Here is an 18,918-nt window from a genome sequence, read left to right as displayed (position 1 = left end):
GGGGTGTGAGGCCCTCACGAGTGTCGATCCGCAGGTGCTGAGGATCGACACCGTGGATTCAGTGGCGCCGGTCAGGAGGTGAGGTAGCAGGACTTCGCGACACCGGGGAGTGGATCGCTGCCGAAGGCCGCGCTCGTGCAAGGCGTGCCGCCGGAGAACGACTTGTAGATGAAGCGACCCCGCGCCCCGTACGCGACGGTCTGCGTTCCGCTGAAGCCGCACGTACCGTTCTCGGCGGCACACGAGCCGGCGTAGCCGGGCGGACCTCCGGTGGCGGTGTAACAGGACTTCGACTCACCGGGGATGGGGTCGCCGAAGACGGCATCGGTGCACGCGGTGTCACCGGTGGCCGTGACCTGCTTGAACGCGCCGAAGGCGCCGTACCTCACCGGCTGTCCCGCGGCGGCGGAGCAAGTGCCGTTCTGCGAGGCGCACTTCGTCCAGTTGCCGGCCGGACCGCCCTCGGGCGGCAGGTAACAGCCCTTGGCGACACCGTCGATGGGATCACCGAAGTGGGCATTGGTGCAGGCGACGGAACCGTTGGTGACCTGGTAGGAGAAGGCGCCGTTGGCTCCGTAGGCCACGTTGCGGTTGTAGCCGGGGACCGAACAGGTGCCGCCCTCGGCGGCGCAAGCCGTGTACCCGGGAGGGCCGCCCGCGTCTGCCAGATAGCAGGACTTGACGAGGTTCGCGGCAGGATCGATACCGAACGCGGCGTTCGTGCAGGCCGTACTGCCGGTCACCGTCCGGTAGGCGTACGACCCGGCCCCGTAGGCCATGACGCGTGTGCCGCTGAAGGAGCAGGTGCCGCCCTCGCCGGCGCACCGGGTGAAGCCGGCCCGCAGTTCACCGGTGCCTGGCACCTCGGGCGGCGCCGGGTTGCCCAGGCCGGTGGCGCTCACGCTGTAGCTGCCCGGCGCGACACCGGTGAGGTAGACGTAGGTGTCGTCCTGGCTAGCACCGGTGATGCCCGAAGTGGGCGTGAACGAGCCGTTGTTCCACACCACGGCTCCGTTCACGGACACCGAGACGTTGCCGCCTCCGAACTTGGGGACACCGATCCGGCCGGTGGTGCCGGACGGGCTGGTGAGCTGCGCCGAGTAGGTGCCGGCGCTCGCGTTGCGGGACCAGGACGCGTTCACGGCGCCCTGCGGCATCGTGATGCGGCCCTCGGCACTGGTCAGGTCACCGGGATGCGGGACGAACCGGTAGGCGCCGCTCGCCGACTCCGGTGCGATGCCAAGCACGTCCAAGGTCAGCGTGGAGGTCGGCGCGGACGACCAGCCGTGGGCCATGCTCATGAACGAACCGCCGTACGCCGGGCCGCCGTCGGCACTGATCCCCTCCCAGAACGTGCTGTTGGTACCGATGGGGCTGTCCAGCATGTGCCCCCAGGTACGGCGGATCTGCGCCAGGGCGCCGTAGTCGTCATTCGCGGTGAAGCGGGCGTTCAGCTCCATCCCGCCCGCGAAGGGAGACACATTGCCGCCCCACTCGGGGGTGGTCGGCCCGTACGCGCCCCAGCGGGCTCCCAGCCCGGTGACGATGCTCTTCGACTTCGCCACGGAGTCGGTCAACCCGTACCAGACCGCAAGGGAGTTGCCGTCCTGTGGGTACAGGGCGCTGGTGGGGTTGTCCTTGTACATGCCCTTCGAGACGTCCCACAGCAGGGAGTTCGCCGCGGTCTTGATGGCGGCCGCCTTGCTGTTCCAACTCGCGGCGAGCGCGCTGTCGCCCTCCACCGTGGCCAGCGTGGCCCCGGACCTGAGCGCGGCGTACAGGAGCGCGTTGGCCGAGATGTTCTCGCCGCCCTGCCCGACGCGCGCCCAGTCCTGCGTACGGGTCACATTGAGCAGGTTGCTGCTCCCGATCTTGTTCGTGATGAAGGTCATCCCGCGCTTGTAGTTGGCCCACTGCGAGTCCAGCCAGGCGCGGTCGGCGGAGTACGTGTAGTACGTGGCCGTACCCAGCAGCGTCCACGTGTGGTAGGTGTCGGACCCGGTGAGGTTGAACGGCGGGCCGGACCAGGGGATTTCACCCGCCGACGACTGCGCGTTGTACATCGTGGTGAGCGCGTTGCGCGTGGAGACCAGGTCGTTGGTGGACGCGTACTGGGTCGGTACGGCGATCCCGAGGTCGCCGGGCCACACCGTACGGTCGCGCTTCGCACCGTCCACCAGCACGCTGTCGCCGACACCGACCGTGGCGCTGTTGTCCCAGGCCGAGGACGGCGGCGGCCAGGCCCGTCCCTGGTTCGAGGCGATGGTGTTGAGCTGCACGGTGTACGCACCCGCGAACCAGATGCGGTTCAGCAGGTCGTCGCTGGAGTGGAAGTAGTTGGCGTAGTCGGCCGGGTTCGACTTCCCGGGAGCCGCCGTGAAGTTGAGGCTGACGCCCTTGAGGTCCACCCACCCCGAGGTGTCCAGAAAGACCGTCAGATAACGGAATCCGCCGCGCTGTTGGGCGGTGGGAACCGTGTAGGAGCCGTTGGCGGGCGCCGAACCGTACAGCGCCCCGTCCTCGCCGTCGCGGCCGCTGCTGCGGTCGCTGTTGTTCCCCACGTAGAGGGACGATTCGCTGAAGGCCAGGCCCACGCGCTGGCCGGAGTCGCTGGTGCTGCCGAACGACAACGTTGCCACCCCGCCGACCTCTTTGCCGAAGTCGAGGGTGATGGCCGACTGTGAGCCGGAGATCCGCGTCGACTGGCCGCTCAGGACGTTCGTCGGATTCGCGACGCTGCCCGAGGTGCGGTACACGGCGGTCGGCTTGACCGTACGGGAGGTCGGCGAATAGTTCAGGGCGGCAAGTGCCGTTGGGGACACGGCTGTTGGCGCCCCTTCGCTGGACCCGGTCGACGCGGCGGCCGTCGGGACGAGACCTGCGGTGAGCAGGGCCGTCAGGGCCGCGACGCGGCCGACGGTATGCCGGAAATCTATGTGTCTGGAGTGCGTGAAGCGGCGGCGACGCATGGTTGCCTCCCGGGTTGGTACTGCCAGGTGGGGGAGAGGGTTTTCGGTTGACGCTCGGTTGGTGCGAAGGCCGAAGTGGATCATAAATGAATCGATTCAATTCGATCGTCGCGGCGAGTGAAGCTCATTGCGCAAGGGATTGTGCGAGGCGGCTCGCCGAAGTTGCACCGATGATGGGGGGTCGTGAATGGGGTGTCAACCCGCTGCGTGTGTCACGTTTCAAGGCGGGAATGAATGCGCCTCACGTCATTGACAGGGACTTGCCAGGGCGGTTCACTGCCTCCGAGACAGGTATGGACCAGTGTTTGTCACGGCTGGCCGGCGAGGCCGTCAAGTGACCGACGCTGTGTGCTCGTTGGTGTCCCCATCCCACCCAGGAGTGAGGCGATTTCGATGACGGACCTGCAAGGAGACAACGTTGTCAGACGACGGCTGGTCGGACTGCTCCTCGCGACCGTGGTCGCCGCCGCGACACTGATCCCCCTGTCGACGCCGGCTTCCGCGGCCACCACGGTGTGCGCCCTGTACTGCGACACACGTGATCCCTCGCTGGCCCGGCAGGACACCTTCCCGGTGCCCACCAAGGACCTGAACGGCCGTCAGCTGAAACTCCATGTCTCCGACGCCGACGACATGGCGTGGGCCAGCATCGACGGCGGCACGGCCGGGGACTCGGTCTGGATCGACCGGTCCTGGGACGGCGGGACCACCTGGGACGGACTGCTGGGCAAGGCGAGCGTTCCCGGCACGTGGACCGGCACCAGAACGCTGATGTACAACATCACCGACCCCGGCAACCGCAAACGCGGTCTGGTCCGCGCCTGCGGCGACGCGAACACGGTGGGCTGCACGAACTGGGTGTACCCGACCGTCTGCGACACGCTCTGCGACGGAACCGACCCCGGCCAGGCGGCCGGTGACGACCAGCCGGTGCCGTCGACCACCATCTACGGGCGCACGGTCCGGCTGCACGTCGACCAGAAGAACTCCATGGCCTGGGGCAGCATCGAGGGCGGCGGCGCCGGCGACGAGATCTGGCTCGACCGTTCCTGGAACGGCGGGACGAGCTGGCCGGACGGGTCCTCGCTCGGCCGCACCGGCACACCGTCCGGTTCCACCGCGACCCGCACCAAGATGTTCGCCACCCGCGACCCGCGCGGTCTCCTGTACGGCGGCGCGGTCCGCGCCTGCGGGCGGGAAGCCGGCCACAACGAGGGCAGTTGCACAGCCTGGGTCCGCCCCGCTCCGACCAGGGGCCGTGCGGCTGCGGACGCGCTGATGGCGTCGTACGACCCGTACGAAGGCTGGTGGAAGAGCAGTTGGTGGAACTCCGCCGCGACCCTCACCGCCCTCATCGACTACGCCAAGACCTCCGGCACGCACGACTACGACTGGGTGATCGCGCGTACCTTCGACCAGAACAAGGGCATCTTCCCCGCGGGCGTGCGCAGTTCGGACGCGATCGAGGGCAACTTCACCAGCCGGGCCATCGACGACGCGGGCTGGTGGGCCATCGCCTGGCTGGACGCGTACGACTACACCGGCGACGCCCGCTATCTGAACATGGCGGTCACCATCGCCAACTACGTCCAGGGGTACTGGGACCCCAGCACCTGTGGCGGCGGCGTGTGGTGGGACCGCGAGCGCACGTACAAGAACGCGGTGACGAACGGGCAGTACCTCTGGCTGACCGCGGCTCTGCACCAGCGCATCTCCGGCGACACCGTCTGGCTCCAGCGCGCCAAGACAGCCGCCGCCTGGTACAAGTCCAGCGGCATGATCAACTCCGCGGGACTGGTGAACGACGGACTGACCTCGGCCTGCGCCAACAACGGCAGCACCGTGTGGAGTTACAACCAGGGACTGGCCATCGGCGGGTTCCTCGAGCTGTCGAAAGCGACCGGGGACACCTCGCTGCTCACCACCGCCCGAACCCTGGCCGACGCCGCGATGAGCAGCTCGCAGCTCACCAGGAACGGTGTGCTCACCGAATCCTGCGACGTCGGCTCAGCGGCCTGCGACGACAACCAGAAGCAGTTCAAGGGCATCTTCATGCGCCACTTCCGCGAACTCGCCAAGGCCACCGGATCCACCGCCTACACGTCGTACATCCAGAAGCAGTCGGACACGATCTGGGCGAACGACCGCACCTCCCTCAACGCACTCGGCGAACGCTGGGCCGGCACCAGCCCCAATCAGACCGACTGGCGCACGCAGGCCAGCGCTCTGGGCGCCATCACCGCGGCGGGTGGGTGACACGCCTCGACCGACGGCGGTGGAGCACCCGCGCTGTGCGCCGGCCGCTCCACCGTCCACCGGGGACTGCACCCCGTTGTCTACCGTGACGTCATGACGCGTCCGAGCCCCAGCCCGGTCCACGACCGATATGCCGCCCGAATCATCGACCAGACCGCCCGGCTGACCTCGGCCGTCGAAGGCGCGGACGCCACCGCGTCCGTACCCGGCTGCCCCGGCTGGACCCTCGCCCAGTTGCTGCGCCACGTCGGCGGCGCGCACCGCTGGGCCGAGACGGTCGTACGGACCCGGGCCACCGAGCCCGTCTCGGACGAGCAGGTCAACGACGTCACACCCGACGCGGACGACGACCTTGCCGCGCTGGCCGACTGGCTCACGGAGGGAGCCGCCCTGCTCGCGGACACACTGCGGGCGACGGGTTCGGAGGTCCCGGTGTGGACAGTGGCCCCGGGCGGCACCCCGCACTTCTGGGCGCGCCGCATGACGTACGAAACCGTCGTGCACCGTTTCGACGCGACCGCTGCGGTCGGCGGGACGTTCATCCTCGACGCGGACGTCGCGTTCGACGGCCTCGACGAGTGGGTCGAGTTCAGCACCTTGCCGCAGGCCTACGAGTCGGATTCAGCACGGCGCGATCTGCTCGGCCCCGACCGCACCCTCCACATCCATGCCACCGATGCCCCCGAGGGGACGGGGGAGTGGCTGATCGACCTCACGGGCGAACCCATCACATGGAGCCGCACGCACAAGCAGTCGACCGCCACGGTACGCGGCCCGCTTACGGATCTCCTGCTCCTCCTGTATCGGCGCCGCTCGCCGGCCCCCGCCGAGGCCGTCGAAGTCCTGGGCGAGAAGGGCCTGTTCACCGCTTGGCGGAACGGGGCCGGCTACTGGCTGCGCAAGTGACGTACGAAGCCGGTCGGTGAGCTGAGTGGCAGCCCGTCGGCACTCACGCCTTCTGAGGCCGACCGCTGGGCTTCCGAGGCTCATGTCGGAGCCTCACGCCAGTGTCTCCCAGGCGAATCCGTCCGGGTCGGTGAAGGGCCCGGCGTCGCTGCCGATTGCGAGCCGATGCGATCCAGTGCCCTCCGGCGGCACGCCGGCGACCTTGGCCAGGCCGCTACGCCCGTACAGGGAAAGCTTGACGGGGCTCGACGAGGAGTCGAACTCGACGTACTTGCTGCCGAAGCTCTTCGCCACGGTGAGACCACGGTCGACATAGAACCGCTTGCTCGCGGCCATGTCCGAGACGCCAAGCAGCAGAACGATCTCGTCGATCTGTCGGCTGTCCGGGCCGGAGTCCTTCTTCGAGGAGCTGGCGATCTGCCAGATCGTTCCGTCCGGGGCCTGTACGACGCCGCCGTAGCCCCAGAACGACTTCTTGGCGGGCTTCAGCGTGGTGGCGCCGGCGTCCAGGGCGGCGCCGACGAGGCCGTTGACGATCGACGGCTGGGACACCACGAGCGAGACCGTGAACCCGCGGAAGCCGGAGGTCGGTACCTCCGTGGCCCGCAGGCGCACCTGTTTGCCCAGGCCGAAGGCGTCCGAGTAGAAGTGCTCGGCGGCCACTGGGTCGGCCACTTCAAGGGTGATGCAGTCGATGGAGGTCATGGCATTCACGCTAGGGGAGCCCCGGCCGCGATTGCTTCTTGAATCCTGACCGGTGTTGTCGGCCGGTTCGCCGCGCTCGGCGGCATCACGCATTGCGAAAGGCGAGGACCTGGTCGGCGCCGATCAGGTCCGCAACCGGCTCCGGCGCGGCAACGGGGCGGGCCCGCCGGCCTACGGCGAGCGGCTCTACGAGCGTCGCAACGTGGTGGAAGGGTGCTTCAACCGCCTGAAGCAATGGCGCGGCATCGCCACCCGCTATGGCAAGTCCGCCAAGTCCTACCGAGCAGCCGTCACTCTCGCATCGCTCCTGATGTGCGCGTGACATTTGAAGACAACTCCTGGCGCTTTACGCTCTTCAGGCCGCGTACGGCCGGGATCGCCAGCAGCAGGGCGCAGGCGACGAGCGCCATGGACGTGGACACGTACAGCAGTGGCACGGCCCCGGTGACGAGCGCGAGCGGCCCGGCCACCGCCTGCCCGACGGGCTTCATCACCAGCGAGCCGGCCGCGTCGTACGCGTGTACCCGGCCGAGGACGTCCTGAGGGATGTGGGTCTGCACGCTCGTGTGGAACATGACGATCCAGAAGGCCATGCCCACGCCGCTCACTCCGTAGCACCCGGCGATGAGCGGTGCGGGAAGGTCGAGCGCGACACCCAACGGCATGAACGCCCAAAGGGGCATGGAGAGGGCGCCGGCGCGGAGCGGATACCGCGGACGGAGCCTGATCGCGATGAGCCCGCCCAGCACGCTTCCCGCTCCGAGGGACGACATGACCAGGCCGAACACGGATGCTCCGTGGTCGGTGACGAGCGTGCTGTTGCCGAGCGTCATAGCGGGGCCGGCACCGGCAAGCTGCCAGAGCATGAAGACGACGATGACGCTCCACAGCCAGGTCCTGGCCCGGAACTCCTGCCATCCCTCGACGAGATCGGCCCGGAACGACGATTCGCTGTGCCGCTCGGCCGGGCCCATCGGGACCGAGCGAATCAGGATCAGGCAGGCGCCGCTGGCCGCATAGGTCAAAGCGTCGAGGGCGACCACCGCCGCAGGTGAGGAGATCACCAGCAGGAGGCCGGCCAGCGACGGTCCGATGACGACGGTGACAGACTCCGAGATACGGAGGGTGGCGTTGGCCTTCTGTACGTCCTGGGCTATGAGCGGGGTGATGCTGGCGACTCCCGGCTGGAAGATTGCGCTGCCCGCCCCGATCAGGGCCAGCAGCACCAGGATCTGCCACAACTGCGGCGTACCCAGCAGGAACAGCAGCGCGAGCACTCCCTGAGAGCAGAACCGGGCTGCGTCCGAGACGACCATCAGCCGCCGAGCGCCGAAGCGGTCGGACATCACCCCGCCAAAGATGATCAATGCTGCGAATGGCGCTACGAGCGCGGCGAGGGCGTAGCCCACCCCACTCGCCCCGTATCCGGCGCGGATAACGGCGGCGGTGATCGCGACGGGGAGCATGGCGTCGCCGAGTAGAGAGGTGGTGCGGGCGGTGAAGAACAGCCGGAAGTCCGCTGTCCACAGCGGCGGATCGGACGAGTTCTCCTCCATTTGAAGGTCACGGGTCATGTCCGAGCCAGCCACCGCTCACCGTCCCACGTATGCCGTTGATTCCGACCGAGGCGACGGTCTCACACCGTGACCGTCCTCGGTCAACGCAATTCTTGGTCGGCAGGTTCAGCGCGTACGCGTGTTTGAAGGCATCACATGGCGCCCATGGCCGTCTGACGATCAGAGTCCCAGGCGCCCGTTGCCATCCGGTCCGCATGACCGGACGGGCAGGGCACCGGAATGAGCCCTGGCAGGTGCAGCGGATCAGCCGGGTGTCGCGGAACCGCGGTCGGCGTTCAAGCCGCAGGGGCGGCGAAGAAGGCGGCGAGTCTGTGCGCGACCCAGGCGGGGTTGTCGGCGGGGTAGGCGTGGCCGCTGTCGGGGACGAGGGCGGCCCGGACGTCGTCGGCGAACTGGCGGACGCCTTCGAGGAGCGGTGATTGCGGCAGGCCCAGAACGGCGTTGAGGACGAGGACGGGCATGGGCAGTCTGGTGGTGCTCGCCGCGCGGATGGCCCGGCCGTCCTCCAACAGGGTGGCGTAGTGCTGGAATCCGCCGCGCATGCCGCCGGGGGCGGCGTAGTGCCGGAGGAACTCGGCGCGGTCGGCGTCGGTGAGGCCGCCGGCGGGGGAGCCGATGGCCCAAGCGGGGGTGAGGTAGGCGGCTTCCTTGCCGGCGGTGAGCAGTTCGGCGATGTCGAGTTGCATGTGGAAGCCGAAATGCCAGTAGCCGCCGGTGGCCGGGTTCATGAGCTCTTCGAGTCCGAAGCCCGGCAGCACCGATTCGGAGAGTACGAGTCGGCGGACCTCGCGGGGGTGGGCGGTGGCGTAGGCGTGAGCGACCATGGCGCCGATGTCCATGCCGACCAGGTTGATGCCGGTGGGGTCGGCGTCGTACCGGCCGGTGCCACCGGTGCCTGCCGGGTCGAGCCTTCCCACGAGCTGCCGGACGTCCTCGGCGACCTCGCTCTTGGCATAGCCGCTGTCGGGCTTGCCGGAATCGCCGGTGCCGCGCAGGTCGGGGGCGACGACGGTGAAACCGGCTGCGGCGAGGAGCGGCATCAGACGGCGCCATACCGCCCAGGTGTACGGCCAGCCGTGCAGCAGCACGACCAGTGGTCCCTCGCCGCCGACAACGTAGTGCAGGCGTGTGCCATTGACGTCGGCGTACCGGTGGAAGAAGCCGTCCATGCCCGATACCGGGCCTTCGGCCGGCGGAGCGATGACCGGGGAGCTGTGTGCTGTCATCCTTCTGTCCTTCTGTCCTTGGCGAAAAAGGCGGCTTCTTCCACCGACGTTCAGGCTGCGGTCGCGTCGGCCGCCTGGAAGCGGGCGGCTGCCTCGGCGGGGGCGTTCAGGTTGCCTTCGGACCAGCCGATGCCCTGGACGAGGCGCTCGATGCGCCAGCCCTGCGCGGTACGGCGCATGTGGTTCGTGTACGTGCCGCGCATGAGGAAGAAGTCCCCGCCTTCGGCCCCCTCCAGGTAGTGCTGGGCGTACATGTACGAGTGGCAGACGGCCCGGTCGGGGTCGTGCTCGTCGAACTCGATGACGTGGTTCGGGCTCAGGTGCTGGCGGGCGGTGAATCCGGAGAGGCCGCCGCGGGCGAAGTGGACGAAGTCGTCGCGGGCGAAGTCGTTCGCAGGCATGCCCGCGGCAGAGAAGTCGATGTGCACCGGGTCCGTGAAGCAGGTGGCGTACAGGTCCCAGTCCGCGCGGTCGATCGCGACGGCGTAGCGGATGACGGTGTCACTGATCGCGGCGCGGTCTTCGAGCCGGCGGATACGGGATTCGAGGTCGGAAGTCATGGCTGTTCCTTGTGTGAGGGCGTACCTGGTGGGTGCCTTGAGCACCTTGGGCGCCAAACATACGACCTCGGATCATCCGAAGCAAGATGATCTGGACTAAGAAAATCCCGACCTGGATCATATTATGCTGGATGGACGCCCCAGAGAATCCAGGATGGTGACGCGTGGCCCCCAACGATCGGCGGACAGTGCCGGCAGAGATGTGTGCGCTCACCGGCGGCCCCTCGACCGCGGATCTCACCTGGCTCACGCACCGGGCCGCCGCCGCGCTCGGTGACGTCTTCGACGCGGTGTGCCGGGAGGCGGGCCTCGCAGATATGCGGGACTGGCTCGTCCTCGCGCTGGTGGGCGAAGGGGGGCAACTCACTCAGTCGGAGATCGGTGCGCAGCTCGGCATCGACAAGACGACGCTGGTCTCCCTGCTGGACCGACTGGAGCGGGAGGGGCTGATCGTCCGCACCTTCTCCGCACGTGATCGCCGGGTCCGCATCCCGGAGGCGACCGCCGAAGGGCTCACCCTGCACGACAAGGTGGCCGCGGCGCGCGATGAGGCGATCCATCAGCGGCTGGCGACCATCCCGGCCGCCCAGCAGGCGCTCCTGCGGTCGATGCTGTGGAGCATCGCCATGGGCTCCCCTCAATGAGGTGTTCTCGGCAACGTGACGGGTGTGGAGAGTCGCCGTTCGGTCCGTAGGTCGCCGCGCCCTCAACACCCAGCTCGGCTCGGTCGAGTCCACGCTCGGCATCATCGCCGAGTACATCGACACCTGACCGGATTGGGGCACGGCACGGCGGGCCCCCCAACCCCCGCCCTCGGGAGGGAGGTTGAGTTGTCCCGGCACCGTTGCTACCCCTCCGACACCTACGGCAACGAATGGCCCTCATCGAGCCCCTCCTCCCGCCGCCGGCCTGCGAGCCCCCCAAGGGGGGACGCCCGCCCCGAGAAGCACCCGCGCCGTGAGGTCGTCGGCGCGATCTGCTACGTCGTGGACAGCGGATGCCAGTGGGAGGGCCCCACCCCGCGATTTCCCGCCCTGGCAGACCTGTTACAACTTCATGGCCCGCTGGGCGCCGAGATCACCATCGTCTGGCCCGACTCCGGCTATGCCGGCCAGCTCGTGACCTGGGCAGAGAAACATCTGAATCTGACCCTCAAGACCATCAGCCGTCCAAATGACGCCGTCGGGTTCGTCATCCTGCCCCACCGCTGGGTCGTCGAACGCTCACTCGCCTGGATCATGCAAACCCGCCGTCATGCCCGCGACTACGAACGGCTCATCCAGCACTCGGAATCTCTGATCACCTGGGCTGCGATCACGCTGATGACCAGGCGCATCACCCGGCGGTCCTCCCGCAGGAGCGGACAGCCCGCCTCTCGCGCGCCCGTGTGCGCGGCGAGCACGTCGACGCTTTCCTCGACGAGCTGTCCAACCTGCCCAGGGTGATCGGCGCGCCGATAACCGTTGCGTGGAACGCCAAGGAAGACCTCCTGGACCTGCTTGCCACCGCCCTGACCCGCCCAGACCGGGAACAGGTCCGCGATCTGCTGTACCGGTTCTACCGCCGATGCGCCGACGCCGACCTTCCCGAACTGCAGCGCCTGGCCACAACCGTCGAGACATGGTGGCCAGAGATCCTTGCGTTCCTGCGCACTGGGATCACCAACGCCGGCTCCGTAGGCACCAACCGGGTCATCAAGACCATCGCCCGCGACGCCTACGGCTTCCGCAACCCCGGCAACCAGCGCTTACGCACCCGCTGCGCGACCACCCGTCGAGCCCGTGGGCACCTCGATGCCCGCTAATTTCGTTGAGCCCGCACCCTGCAATCGTGTTGGCTGGCGGCACCGAACTGTCAGTACCGCAGGTGTCCGCTTGGCTGTAGCAGGGAGTTGAACGTGCAGGACATTGTTGTCGACCCCGTTGCCCACAATCGGGCAGCCTGGGACAAGTATGTCCAAGAGGGCAACGAGTGGTCGAGGCCGGTGAGTTCTGAGGATGTCGAGCGCGCCCGCATGGGCGACTGGTCGATTGTTCTCATCGGGCGTGAGCCAGTCGACCGCTCCTGGCTGCCGACGGACCTGACCGGCAAGGACGTGTTGTGCCTGGCCTCCGGCGGTGGCCAGCAGGGTCCGATCCTCGCCGCCGCAGGGGCGCGGGTCACCGTATTCGACAACTCACCCCGCCAGCTCGGCCAGGACCAGATGGTGGCGGCGCGCGACGGACTCGAGCTGCGCACCGTCCTAGGCGACATGCGCGACCTCAACGCCTTCGGCGACGCAACATTCGACGTCGTATTCCATCCGGTCTCCAACCTATTCGCACCAGACTTGGCACCGGTGTGGCGTGAGTGCTTCCGAGTCCTGCGACCGGGCGGAACTCTGCTCGCGGGCTTCCTCAACCCTGATGTGTACTTGTTCGACCACGAGGCGCTCGACGAGCGCGGCGAGCTGAACGTCGTGCACAAGCTGCCCTACAGCGATGTCACGCAGTACTCCGCCGAGGAACGCGCCACGAAGTTCGGCGCGGATGCCGCTCTTGAATACAGCCACACCCTCACCGACCAGATCGGCGGGCAACTCGCCGCGGGGTTCGTCCTCACCGGCTTCGCAGAAGCACCGCACCAATCCAACGAGTCCGCCCAATACATGTCGCACTATTTTGCGACGCTGGCGGTCAAGCCGGGCTGACCCAGCCGTGGGGCCGGCCGAGACGACCGTGTCTCCGAAATGGCCAAGTGGAGCGCTGTGCCACCCCGGGCAGCCGTCAGTGTGACCGTGGGTGCAATAGCGCTGCGCCCACACCTGCGGTCGACCGGCTTGCCCCGCTGTGGTCGCCCAGATAGGCCCACTGGCAGCCGGTGCGGTCCACGTAGAGGATCGCGTTCATGATCTCGCGCAGATCGTGCTGGGTCGGCCGGCCGAAGTCCAGGGCCCAACTGCGGCGTTCGAAGCGCCATGCGGACAGCGCCGGCTCGATCAACTCCTAGCGGGCATCGGACAGATCACTCGGATTTCTGGGCCCAGCGTGCTGATCGGACTGGCGTCGGATGTTGCTGTTCCGCGTGGTCCGTTCGGCCGTCCGTCGGTGTTGTGCGTTTTCCGTCGGCTGGCGGCCGTCCACGGGCGGCCGCCAGTGCTGCGGGGTCAGGACACCACGACGTTGACCACTTGATCGACGATGTCTCCGGGGGTGGGCGGGGTGTTCCCCGGGTCGTAGAGCGCCGTGACCCGGTAGGTGCCGGAGGGTGCGGTGACCGTGAGCGGGCCTTCTTCGTTGACGACGCAGTTGTCCCCGGCTCCTCGGGTGGTGTAGAGCGGCTGGCCGCGGTAGAAGTTGATCTGCGCGCCGGTATCGACGTTCACGGCCTGGAATCGGATCGGCGTGCCGGGCAGAACGCCGTTCCCGCCCAGGCGGAAGGTGTCGCCGCGGAAGGTGTGGAAGGTCGGGACGCCGAGGCTTCCGTCCCCGTTGTAGCCGGAGAAGTAGATCCTGCCGGGCTTGGTCAGGTAGGCGTGGCCGGGGGTGTTGCAGCGGTCCGCGGCCTGCGCGGGCGTGGCCAGCCCCGTGGGGACGACAACTGTCAACGTGGCGCAGGCCATCAGGGTGAGTGTGAGCTTGAGCGGGCGTGGGTGGGCATGAAGAGTCACTGGCGAACCTCCTGTGCAGATGGCTCGGGCTGGTTCCGAACTGGGTTGCGGCAAACGTCGTTGCCCTGAGGTATTCGCCACCGGACGACGACCGGATGTGGCGGACACCCGACTGCATGCAGGACCTCATCGGTACTCGGCGCGCCACCGCTCAGGCGCTGTCCACGAGAACAGCCGGCCGGCGGCGAACCCGACGAGAGCCAACGGACTTTCCGCGCCGTCCGGAGGTCGCCTCGAAGGCGATGCCCGACGACACCGCCCGTGCGGATCGCCGCCCATCGACGCCGATCCGCACGGCAAGCAGCGGGTCAAGCTGCAGACTCACCCTCACGGCCTTCGTCTTGGTCACGTGCACCTTGGTCGGAGCACATGATCAGACGAAGGCCGCCCCCACATCCGGCGAATCCCCAGGTGAGCCAACCCGTTCGAGACGCTGTTCGATGACCTCTGATACGAGATCTTCACCGTTCGCCAAGTGATCTCGACGGCCAGCAGGTTTCTGCCACCGGCGATGGCCGTCCAACGGCGCCAGCCCCGCCGACGGTCGTCGCTAACCGCCTGAGGGGTGCGAGGCGGGACGGGTGAACAAGTGTGCGTGCCGTACCCCGGCCTTGCGTAGTTCGTCTGCCACGATGCGCAGCGCGGTGCGGGCCATGTGCGGAAACATCCCGCCCTTGCAGTCCATCCACACGCGGGGGACCGTGTCGTCGACGGCGACGTAGTTGGGGCTGTAGAGGTCGGTGTCGGCCATGGCATCGTCGGCCTCCTCCGGCGAGAGTTCGCGGCCGTCCTCGAGCACGCACCCCAGGCGGCGTTCCGCGGCGGTGAGCGCCGCGACCGCACGGGCCGGGTCGTTCGACTCGACGGCGATCTCCCAGTGCTGTTGAAACATATCGCCGTTGCCCCCCAGGATGCGCAGCGCGCCCGGGTCCACCGTGATGCCGCCCGGCTCGCTCTCCGAGACCACGGCCCGACGCATCAAGAATGCGCTTTGGTCGGTTTCCAGGCATGCCTCGGCCACGTGCCAGAGCATCTGCGGGCCGGAACCGCCAACCGCCTCCTCGAACAGGCTGTGTGCGCGTTCCCAGTCCCCCGAGTCCAGGGCCTGGCACCCGCGTCTGAAAGCGATCTCGGCAGGGTGATCGACAGATGGCAGGCGGGAGTCATTGGTATCCACAGTCGATACCTACCACCCAGTTCTGACATACGGTCACTGAGCTGCCGAATCAACCGGCAGCGCCGACACAGACCTGACCGGTCGAACTCGCCTGGCACATGGTCAAGTTCGGGCTGGCGTTGCTTGAGCTGCTGATGTGAGGTTCAGGAACAGGCACTCACGTGTGGACCGTGAGCGGCTCGGCACCTGGTCCCTGATGGCCGGCACCGAGCGGAGCACCGCGCACTCCGTGAACACCGTGAACACCGTGACCGACGTGACCGACAAGGGCAACGCGTTCGCCTGAGGGCGCACACGCGCCGTAGATGTGCATGAACATCGCACCAGCCTTTGACATCGCGACATGTGCAGACCCATCACCCAGGTCGGTCACCGCCTGCGGCGAGGTCGCGCCGGGGGTCGCCCGCCCGGCCTCGATGCTGAGGCGTACAAGCAGCGCAACACCGTCGAGCGATGCGTCAACCGTCTCAAACAGGGGCGCGGTCTGGCCATGCGAACGGACAAGCTCGCCACCGCCCACCAGGCCGCGCTGCGCCTCGCCGCCATCCTCATCTGGACCCGACGATGACCGACGATCCGGAACCTATGACAGTGGCTCACCGCCAAGGCCCGTCCGGCTGACGCCCCGTGGCGAGAACGTCATGGGCCCTATCCAGCCTTGGCGGACGAACGCGATCTGGGACGGCAACGGTGACACCGGATCGATTGCCCTCCCGCGTGACCAGTTCTCCAACAGTCCCTCCGTCGTCTCGACGGCGGACACCACCATGGTCACCTTCAACTCCCCGTCGCTCCAGGTGTTCCACAGCGCCCAGCCCGCAGACCTCGGCTCCACACCGATCCGAGCGCACACCTCTTCGTACCCTTCGTCCACCCCGGCCGGCATGGTCCCGGGCTTCAGCACTGAGGCTCCGACGAGTCGGACCAGAGGCCGATCCTCCTCCGTACAGCCATCGCCCTCGAAGTGGTACCTGCGCAGTGCCCGAGCAAGCGTGTTCACGCCGCGCTGGAGCGGTGTCGACTCTTCCGGGTCTGCCTCGAACGAGAGCCATCCTTCGTTGGATGCCTCCACGCTGACGCGGTTGGCGAGGCGCTCGATCTCCCGGAGATAGTCCAGTTCGCTGAGCTCGGGTGAGGTCATGGCCCGAAGTTTCGCACCAGGTCATTCTGGGCCGACACAGGTTATCCATACGGCGTGCATCACCATGCGCACCGCAGGTTCCAAGAGGCAGACCCTGGCTGTGGCGCGCCATGAGGTTGGTGCCACGAAGTCATCGATCGTGGGCTGCGCGGGCGGTCAGTGCACCAAGGGGAGGAAGATCGTGTCGACGATCTCCTCGAGGACGTGATCGGGCACCGGGGCGAAGGTCGAGAGAATCTCATGGCGCAGCAGGACAAAGGGGAGGGTCTTGATGCGCTCGGTCAGGAGCTCCGGCTTGATCTCGCCGCGATCGATGGCGCGGTCGAAGAGCGTGTCGAGCGCTGCCTTGCGGCCCGTCGCGACGGGATCGAAGAGGTCGCTGGGGCTTCTTCCGGTTTCCCGGTAGTAGCTGGCCAGGTGCGCGTACATCACGGTGACCAGCTGCACATGGGCGGTGGCGATTTCCCGCATGAGGGTGAGGACGTCCTCCCGCAGGCTTCCCGTGTCGGGAACGCCGGGGCGGGACTCCTTGAGGACGTGGACTATGGTCGCCCGGATGAGTTCGTCGCGGTCTGACCAGCGGCGGTAGAGCACGGGAGGGCTGGTGCCCGCGCGCTTGACGACGCCGTCCATGGTGAATCTGGCGTAGCCGTTGTCGGTGAGTTCGTCCCAGGCCGCATCGAGGAGTGCCGTCTCCAGTGCTGCTCCGTGGCGCCGCTGAGCCATCGCGCCCTTCCTGATGTAGATAGACTTGTCTTTCTTACTGTACCGGCTTACCTTGAACAGAGTAAGAAAGGCTTCTCTATCTTAAGGTGCCGACCGTGAGCACTTCCCACCAGGCCGGGCCCGCCCCCGCCGAAACCGGCCGCGTAGACCCTGCCGTGTGGCGCATGGCGATCACCCTGATCGTCGGCGCTCTCGGTGTCGTCTTCGACACCACCATCGTCAGCGTCGCTCTGAACGACCTGTCGAAAGACCTCGACGCCCCGCTGTCGACCATCCAATGGGTCAGCACCGGCTACATGCTGGCCGTCTTCATCACCATCCCGCTCGCCGGATGGGCCCAGTCACGGCTCGGCGGCAGGCACCTGTGGATCGTCGCCCTGGGCGGGTTCCTGGGCGGCTCAATCCTGAGCGCCCTGGCCTGGAACGCCACCAGCCTCATCGTCTTCCGCCTCGTCCAGGGCCTCGCAGGCGGCATCATGATGCCGCTGATGTACACCCTGCTCGTACAGGCCACCAAGGGCCGCAACATCGGCAAGGTCATGGCCGTCATCACCGTTCCCACGGCGCTCGGCCCGATTCTCGGCCCCGTCCTCGGCGGCCTCATCCTCTATCTGGCCGACTGGCGCTGGCTGTTCTTCATCAACATCCCCTTCTGCCTCGTCGGCATGTGGCTCGCCCGGCGCAATCTGCCCGACGACCGACCCGCACCCGACCACCCCCGCGCCCGCCTGGACGCCGTCGGCCTGCTCCTGCTCTGCCCGGGCTTCGCAACCCTCCTCTACGGCCTCTCCCAGGTTGACGGCCGCACGGGCTTCGCCAGTGCCCAGGTCCTCATTCCGCTGCTCGCCGGGCTCGCCCTGGTCGGGGGCTTCACCGCCTGGGCGCTCACCCGGGCCGCCGACTCCCTGGTCGACGTGCGCATGTTCCGGCACCGCTCGGTGGCCTCGTCCTCCACCCTGCTTTTCCTGGGCGGCATCTCCCTGTTCGGATCGATGCTGTTGCTGCCCCTGTACTTCCAGCAGGTCAGGGGCGCGACCCCGCTCGGCGCCGGACTGCTGCTCATCCCCCAGGGGGTCGGCGCCCTCGTCGCCCGCGGCCTGGCAGGTAGGTACATGGACCGCGTAGGCCCGCGCGCGGTGGCCCTCGTGGCCTTCGCCTTCGTCGCCGCGTCCACCGTGCCGTTCGCTTTCGTCACCGCCGACACCAGCGAAATCCTGCTCATGGCCGCGCTGTTCATCCGCGGCATCGCCCTGGGCGCGGCCATGATCGCGCCCATGGGCGCCGCCTACGTCGGGCTGGAGCACGAGGAGATACCTGACGCCAGCATCATCACCCGCGTCGCCCAGCAGATCGGCGGCGCAGTGGGCATCGCCATCCTCATCGTCATCCTCCAACAGAACATCGGCGACGCCCACACCCCCAATGCCCTGGCCAACGGCTTTGACCACGCGTTCTGGTGGTCCGTGGCCCTTACCGCCGCCGCTGTCCCGCTCTGCCTGCTCCTGCCCAGCCTTCCTCAGCCGGCGACCCCCGCCGACAACAAGGCAAGGAAGATCAGCAAGAGGGCGGATCCGACCGCACATTGAGTGGTGTGCATCGTGAAGTTGCTGGTCACGGATCTGATGTGAGGGTCGGGAGGGCTACTCACGCTGGTTGTCGGCCGGTGTCCACGGCGAAGATCGTCTGACATGTCGTTCGGAGCGGTCCTCGGTTTGTGCTGCGCCGACCGCTGTGCCGCTCTTACGATCCGTGGCCGGGCAGGGCCGGGTCGGTACGCCGGGAGAGCGTGGGAGGGTGGGGATGAGGGAGCTGGAGCGGATCACGGCTCGCCGCAGTGAACTGGACACGCTCGCTGCGCAGTTGGCCAAGCAGCTACAGGAGGTCCAGGCCGAGAGGGAGGAGCTCGTGATCGCCGGGTCCTGAACCGGCTGGCCGAGCAGGACCGGGCCGCGGCGGAGGCCGCCGCGGCCGTCACCCCGACACCCGCCCGGGAGGAGGCTGACCCGGACGAAGCACGCCCGCGGCT

20 protein-coding genes and 2 pseudogenes are annotated in these 18,918 nt (G+C 67.9%); 11 read left to right on the top strand and 11 right to left on the bottom strand.

Annotated elements, in window-relative coordinates; genetic code table 11:
• Window positions 1-71: 71 nt before the first annotated feature.
• Complete coding sequence (locus tag OG266_RS02035) at window positions 72-2,969, bottom strand: alpha-L-rhamnosidase (RefSeq protein WP_371541999.1); 2,898 nt, start codon at window positions 2,967-2,969, stop codon at window positions 72-74.
• A 393-nt stretch (window positions 2,970-3,362) separates the two neighbouring features.
• Between OG266_RS02035 and OG266_RS02030 the strand changes: the two genes are divergently transcribed.
• Window positions 3,363-5,225: a glycoside hydrolase family 76 protein gene (locus OG266_RS02030; RefSeq protein ID WP_371541997.1), complete on the top strand. Its 1,863-nt coding sequence runs from the start codon at window positions 3,363-3,365 to the stop codon at window positions 5,223-5,225.
• A gap of 93 nt (window positions 5,226-5,318) precedes the next feature.
• Window positions 5,319-6,131, top strand: a complete 813-nt coding sequence (locus tag OG266_RS02025; protein ID WP_371541994.1) for a maleylpyruvate isomerase N-terminal domain-containing protein — start codon at window positions 5,319-5,321, stop codon at window positions 6,129-6,131.
• A gap of 93 nt (window positions 6,132-6,224) precedes the next feature.
• On the opposite strand, the gene OG266_RS02020 is transcribed toward OG266_RS02025, so the two are convergent.
• The gene (locus OG266_RS02020) at window positions 6,225-6,836 is read right to left on the bottom strand and encodes a glyoxalase (protein ID WP_371541991.1); all 612 of its coding nucleotides are present in this window, start codon (window positions 6,834-6,836) and stop codon (window positions 6,225-6,227) included.
• Window positions 6,837-6,954: 118 nt separating this feature from the next.
• Between OG266_RS02020 and OG266_RS02015 the strand changes: the two are divergent.
• Window positions 6,955-7,158: pseudogene (locus OG266_RS02015) on the top strand (IS5/IS1182 family transposase); the annotation flags it as partial.
• Here the strand turns inward: OG266_RS02015 and OG266_RS02010 are convergent.
• The 3 genes from OG266_RS02010 to OG266_RS02000 form a co-directional block, all read right to left on the bottom strand.
• Window positions 7,127-8,410, bottom strand: a complete 1,284-nt coding sequence (locus tag OG266_RS02010) for an MFS transporter (protein ID WP_371541988.1) — start codon at window positions 8,408-8,410, stop codon at window positions 7,127-7,129. The pseudogene OG266_RS02015 and the gene OG266_RS02010 sit on opposite strands and share 32 nt — an antisense overlap.
• A gap of 278 nt (window positions 8,411-8,688) precedes the next feature.
• On the bottom strand, window positions 8,689-9,639 hold the full coding sequence (locus tag OG266_RS02005; RefSeq protein WP_371541985.1) for an alpha/beta fold hydrolase: 951 nt from the start codon (window positions 9,637-9,639) through the stop codon (window positions 8,689-8,691).
• A 50-nt stretch (window positions 9,640-9,689) separates the two neighbouring features.
• Window positions 9,690-10,199, bottom strand: a complete 510-nt coding sequence (locus tag OG266_RS02000; RefSeq protein WP_371541983.1) for a nuclear transport factor 2 family protein — start codon at window positions 10,197-10,199, stop codon at window positions 9,690-9,692.
• Window positions 10,200-10,363: 164 nt separating this feature from the next.
• Here OG266_RS02000 and OG266_RS01995 point away from each other — a divergent pair, with 164 nt between their 5' ends.
• From OG266_RS01995 to OG266_RS01980, 4 genes are all read left to right on the top strand, one after another.
• Window positions 10,364-10,843: a MarR family winged helix-turn-helix transcriptional regulator gene (locus OG266_RS01995; protein ID WP_371541980.1), complete on the top strand. Its 480-nt coding sequence runs from the start codon at window positions 10,364-10,366 to the stop codon at window positions 10,841-10,843.
• Between the two features lie 342 nt (window positions 10,844-11,185).
• Entirely contained in the window at window positions 11,186-11,644 is a 459-nt protein-coding gene (locus tag OG266_RS01990; protein ID WP_371541978.1) for a transposase, read from the top strand.
• Window positions 11,641-12,003 carry a transposase gene (locus OG266_RS01985; protein WP_371541976.1) on the top strand — a complete coding sequence of 121 codons (363 nt, stop codon included), beginning with the start codon at window positions 11,641-11,643 and terminating at the stop codon, window positions 12,001-12,003. The genes OG266_RS01990 and OG266_RS01985 overlap by 4 nt, the downstream gene beginning before the upstream one ends.
• A 93-nt stretch (window positions 12,004-12,096) precedes the next feature.
• Window positions 12,097-12,888 (top strand): class I SAM-dependent methyltransferase, encoded by a 792-nt coding sequence (locus tag OG266_RS01980; RefSeq protein WP_371541973.1) that lies wholly within the window; start codon window positions 12,097-12,099, stop codon window positions 12,886-12,888.
• Between the two features lie 76 nt (window positions 12,889-12,964).
• Here the strand turns inward: OG266_RS01980 and OG266_RS01975 are convergent, their stop codons facing one another.
• From OG266_RS01975 to OG266_RS01960, 4 genes are all read right to left on the bottom strand, one after another.
• Window positions 12,965-13,180 carry a transposase gene (locus OG266_RS01975; RefSeq protein ID WP_371541970.1) on the bottom strand — a complete coding sequence of 72 codons (216 nt, stop codon included), beginning with the start codon at window positions 13,178-13,180 and terminating at the stop codon, window positions 12,965-12,967.
• A gap of 164 nt (window positions 13,181-13,344) precedes the next feature.
• A complete protein-coding gene (locus OG266_RS01970) occupies window positions 13,345-13,848 on the bottom strand; it encodes a hypothetical protein (protein WP_329549956.1) in 504 nt (167 codons plus the stop codon).
• A 151-nt stretch (window positions 13,849-13,999) separates the two neighbouring features.
• Window positions 14,000-14,197 carry a hypothetical protein gene (locus OG266_RS01965; RefSeq protein ID WP_371541968.1) on the bottom strand — a complete coding sequence of 66 codons (198 nt, stop codon included), beginning with the start codon at window positions 14,195-14,197 and terminating at the stop codon, window positions 14,000-14,002.
• A 201-nt stretch (window positions 14,198-14,398) separates the two neighbouring features.
• Window positions 14,399-15,025, bottom strand: a complete 627-nt coding sequence (locus OG266_RS01960) for a hypothetical protein (RefSeq protein WP_371541966.1) — start codon at window positions 15,023-15,025, stop codon at window positions 14,399-14,401.
• Window positions 15,026-15,188: 163 nt separating this feature from the next.
• On the opposite strand from OG266_RS01960, the gene OG266_RS01955 reads away from it, so the two are divergent.
• The gene (locus OG266_RS01955; RefSeq protein WP_371541963.1) at window positions 15,189-15,311 is read left to right on the top strand and encodes a hypothetical protein; all 123 of its coding nucleotides are present in this window, start codon (window positions 15,189-15,191) and stop codon (window positions 15,309-15,311) included.
• Window positions 15,312-15,374: 63 nt separating this feature from the next.
• Window positions 15,375-15,593, top strand: a pseudogene (locus OG266_RS01950) (IS5/IS1182 family transposase); the annotation flags it as partial.
• Between the two features lie 15 nt (window positions 15,594-15,608).
• Here the strand turns inward: OG266_RS01950 and OG266_RS01945 are convergent.
• Window positions 15,609-16,166 carry a hypothetical protein gene (locus OG266_RS01945; protein WP_371541960.1) on the bottom strand — a complete coding sequence of 186 codons (558 nt, stop codon included), beginning with the start codon at window positions 16,164-16,166 and terminating at the stop codon, window positions 15,609-15,611.
• A gap of 156 nt (window positions 16,167-16,322) precedes the next feature.
• Window positions 16,323-16,892, bottom strand: a complete 570-nt coding sequence (locus tag OG266_RS01940; RefSeq protein WP_371541958.1) for a TetR/AcrR family transcriptional regulator — start codon at window positions 16,890-16,892, stop codon at window positions 16,323-16,325.
• Window positions 16,893-16,987: 95 nt separating this feature from the next.
• Here OG266_RS01940 and OG266_RS01935 point away from each other — a divergent pair, with 95 nt between their 5' ends.
• The gene (locus tag OG266_RS01935; RefSeq protein ID WP_371541956.1) at window positions 16,988-18,478 is read left to right on the top strand and encodes an MDR family MFS transporter; all 1,491 of its coding nucleotides are present in this window, start codon (window positions 16,988-16,990) and stop codon (window positions 18,476-18,478) included.
• A 214-nt stretch (window positions 18,479-18,692) separates the two neighbouring features.
• Complete coding sequence (locus tag OG266_RS01930) at window positions 18,693-18,815, top strand: hypothetical protein (protein ID WP_269647887.1); 123 nt, start codon at window positions 18,693-18,695, stop codon at window positions 18,813-18,815.
• Window positions 18,816-18,918 lie beyond the last annotated feature (103 nt).

The organism is Streptomyces sp. NBC_00554, assembly GCF_041431135.1.
Taxonomy (GTDB): Bacteria; Actinomycetota; Actinomycetes; order Streptomycetales; family Streptomycetaceae; genus Streptomyces.
The sequence above is the reverse complement of the archived record's forward strand: the minus strand, read 5'-3'. Positions and strand labels throughout refer to the sequence as shown.